Source organism: Deltaproteobacteria bacterium (assembly GCA_018668695.1).
GTDB lineage: Bacteria > Myxococcota > XYA12-FULL-58-9 > XYA12-FULL-58-9 > JABJBS01 > JABJBS01.
The window spans coordinates 1-3,363 of the sequence record JABJBS010000338.1 but is presented as its reverse complement, the minus strand read 5'-3'; the positions used below and the strand labels follow the sequence as shown (position 1 = coordinate 3,363).

General features: G+C 50.8%; 2 protein-coding genes. Both read left to right on the top strand.

What is annotated here, in order from left to right:
* Positions 1-65: 65 nt before the first annotated feature.
* The gene (locus HOK28_19310; protein ID MBT6435253.1) at positions 66-575 is read left to right on the top strand and encodes a cytochrome C; all 510 of its coding nucleotides are present in this window, start codon (positions 66-68) and stop codon (positions 573-575) included.
* On the top strand, positions 563-3,363 hold a 2,801-nt coding region (locus HOK28_19305; GenBank protein ID MBT6435252.1), incomplete at its 3' end, for a TAT-variant-translocated molybdopterin oxidoreductase. The genes HOK28_19310 and HOK28_19305, both read left to right, overlap by 13 nt.

The following is a 3,363-nucleotide window of genomic DNA, read 5'->3' as shown; positions in this document are numbered from 1 at the left end:
GTCTATTTTATGTCCTCTTAATCGTAACATTTGGCTTTTCACCTAAAACGACTGACGTAGGCTACATGCCAGTTCAGCCCATCCCCTTCAGTCATGCTTTGCATGCGGGTGAAATGGGTATGGATTGTCGCTATTGCCACCAGACAGTGGAAAAAGCGAAACACGCTGCTGTCCCATCGACCGAAACATGCATGGCATGCCACTCCAAGGTCGCACTCGAAAGCGAAAAACTTAATCCTCTGCGCGAAAGCTGGGCTACCAACCAGCCAGTCGAATGGATTCGCGTTCACGATTTACCCGACTATGTTTACTTCGACCATTCAGCCCACCTACACAAGGGCATTGGTTGCGTAAGCTGTCACGGCCGCATCGATCAAATGGAAGTCGTCTATCAGCACGAACCACTCAGCATGGGCTGGTGTCTAGATTGTCACCGGAACCCGGAACCGAACCTACGTCCGAAGGAGTTCCTGACGGCCATGGATTGGGTATCTGAAGACCCAGGCTTAGGCGCCCGCTTGCGCGAAGCCAACAACGTTAACCCTCGCGAGGATTGCTCGACATGTCACCGTTAAACTCAGCCAAAGAAGAGAAGAAGTACTGGCGGAGCCTGTCTGAACTCTCCGAAACTGAAGAGTTTCAAGAGTTTGTCAGCCGCGAGTTCAAAGATGTAGATGTCGGCCAAAATGGTTCGGTTTCTCGTCGTCGATTCATGCAACTTATGGGTGCATCTCTAACTCTAACCGGCGCCACCGGCTGCTGGGAGAAAGAGAAAATTTTACCTCACACGCGGCGACCTGCCGGCGTGGTTCCGGGTAAAACCAAAGCATTCACAAGTATTGTCGATATGGCCGGAGTAGGCCTTCCATTGAGCGTCACCAGTTTTGATGGCCGCCCTATCAAAGTTGACGGTAACAAGACTCACCCAAGTACAAGTGGTGGCTCAACCGGCTTCGCTCAGGCAAGTATTCTCGATATTTACGATCCAGACCGCCTGAGTAGCGTTGTAAGAAGCAACGGCGGTAGCGCGGGTACTCCTTCCGACTGGAGTGCATTTGAAGAGTGGGCAAAGCCTCACTTCGCAGGGCTGGTAGCTGCTGCGGGTAAAGGCCTAACTATTCTCTCAGAAGCTACCGCTTCACTAAGCGTAGCGGCTCAAAAAGCTCAACTCATGGCAGCAATGCCAGAAGCTCAGTGGGTAGAATACGAAGCCATCTCAGACGACAACGCTCGAGAAGCATCGCGTATGGCATTTGGCGGTGATTACCGCGCGGACCTCGCTCTCACGAAAGCCCACATTATTGTGGACGTCGATTCAGGGCTGCTCTCAGCTCACCCAAATCATGTCCAGCATTCACGCGACTGGAGCTCACAGCGAGATCCTGAAGCGGGTAAAATGAACCGTCTCTACGCAATTGAATCGCGTATGACGAACACAGGCATGGGCGCTGAGCACCGTCTCGGACTTCGACATGAGCAAATTAAATCATTCATGCTTCTTCTTGAAGCAGAGCTTGCCGCGCAAGGTGTCGATACTGGCGCACCTAAGATTAAGGTCGGTAAGTTCTCTCAGGACAAAAAAATTCAAAAATGGGTGAAGGCGCTGAGCAAAGACTTAGTGAAGCATCAAGGCAACTCTGTGGTTGCAGTTGGTAACCAGCATCCGGCAGATGTCATTGCTCTTGGACATCGCTTAAACGTTGCCTTGGGCAATATGGGCAAGTCAGTCACTCTTCGAGAACTACCTGATCAGGGACGCCAAGGCCACGCAGTGGGCTTAAAAGCGGTAACGGACGCAATGAATGCCGGTACCGTGGATACCCTGCTTATCCTCGGTGGTAACCCTTCTTATACTGCTCCGGCAGATGTGGATTTCTCAGGTGCGCTGAGTAAAGTTAAGAACAGTGTCTTTCTGACAGTAACGCCTAATGAAACATCACTTGGATGCGCATGGAGCCTTCCACGCACCCACTATCTCGAAACTTGGAACGAATCGCGTACTTGGGATGGTACCGTAAGCATTGCGCAACCGTTGATTGAGCCACTTTTCAATGGCCGCGCGGTTGCTGAACTACTTTCGCTTCTTCGCAATGATGTTGCATCCAGTCAGGCACTAACCCGCGCCGTATTTAGCGGTCTCGCTAGTCCTGCAGAGCCTGCGGAAGCAGATAAAGCAACTGCTGACGAAACAGAAACACCTGCGGTTGTTGATGTAGAGCTTGCAGCACTTCCAAAAGTAGACGGCGCCGAATGGGCATGGCGAAAAGCTATTCATGATGGATTCATCACGGATACGGCCTACCCTGTTGTTCAGCCAGAATTGCTCAGCTTTGCAGTGAGTGCACCATCAAAGCGTGCAGACCTCACATTTGATGAGCTTAAGAACGGTGAGTTTGAACTTACCTTCTTCGCAGATTCAAAAGTTCATGATGGTCGCTTCGCAAACAATGGATGGCTTCAAGAAGTTCCTGACTTCCTCACCAAGCTTACTTGGGACAACGCAGCTATCCTCAGCCCTGCTACGGCAAAGCGCCTTGGGGTTGAAGATGAAGACCTCATCAAGGTTCGAGCTGAAGGTATTGAACTCGAAATCGCGGCTCTCGTGGTTCCTGGTCAACCTACCGGCTCTATTGCCTTAGCCATTGGTTACGGACGAACAGCAGCCGGCTTTGTTGGCGGATACACCGAGCTTGGTGTCGCTCAGCAAGTTGTTGGCGTAGACGTTCAACCTCTTCGCTCCATGGCAACTCTGCACCAGCGCGATGATTTGGTCATTGAGAATACGGGTAAGAAATTTAAGCTGGCCTGCACTCAAGAGCACCACAACATCGATCAAACGGCGCTGGAAGAACGTGAAAAGCGCGCACTCACCTTGGTCCGAGAATCAACTCTCGAAGAATACAAAGGCGATCCAAAGCGTTTTAAGAAGATGGACCACTATGAGCCGTCCCAACTACTCTCGCTCTTTGACGAGCATGAGTACAAAGACATCAAGTGGGGAATGTCCATCGACTTAACCAACTGTAATGGCTGTAATGCATGCGTTGTCGCATGTAACGCAGAAAACATTGTCCCAGTTGTTGGAAAAGACCAAGTTCTACGGGGCCGAGAAATGCATTGGCTGCGTATCGATAGATACTTTGCGGGTGACCCTGAAGATCCTCAGGTTCTTTCGCAGCCTATCGGTTGTGTACAGTGTCAAAATGCTCCGTGTGAGCAGGTTTGCCCTGTTGCCGCAACGGTACACAGTGAAGAAGGCTTGAACGACATGGTTTATAACCGTTGTATCGGTACTCGATACTGCGCGAACAACTGTCCATTCAAGGTACGTCGCTTCAACTACCACAACTACCATGAAGAACT

Excerpts from the sequence above, each read along its gene's own strand:
- HOK28_19310 (MBT6435253.1), top strand. The coding sequence starts at position 66 with ATGCCAGTTCAGCCCATCCCCTTCAGTCATGCTTTGCATGCGGGTGAA.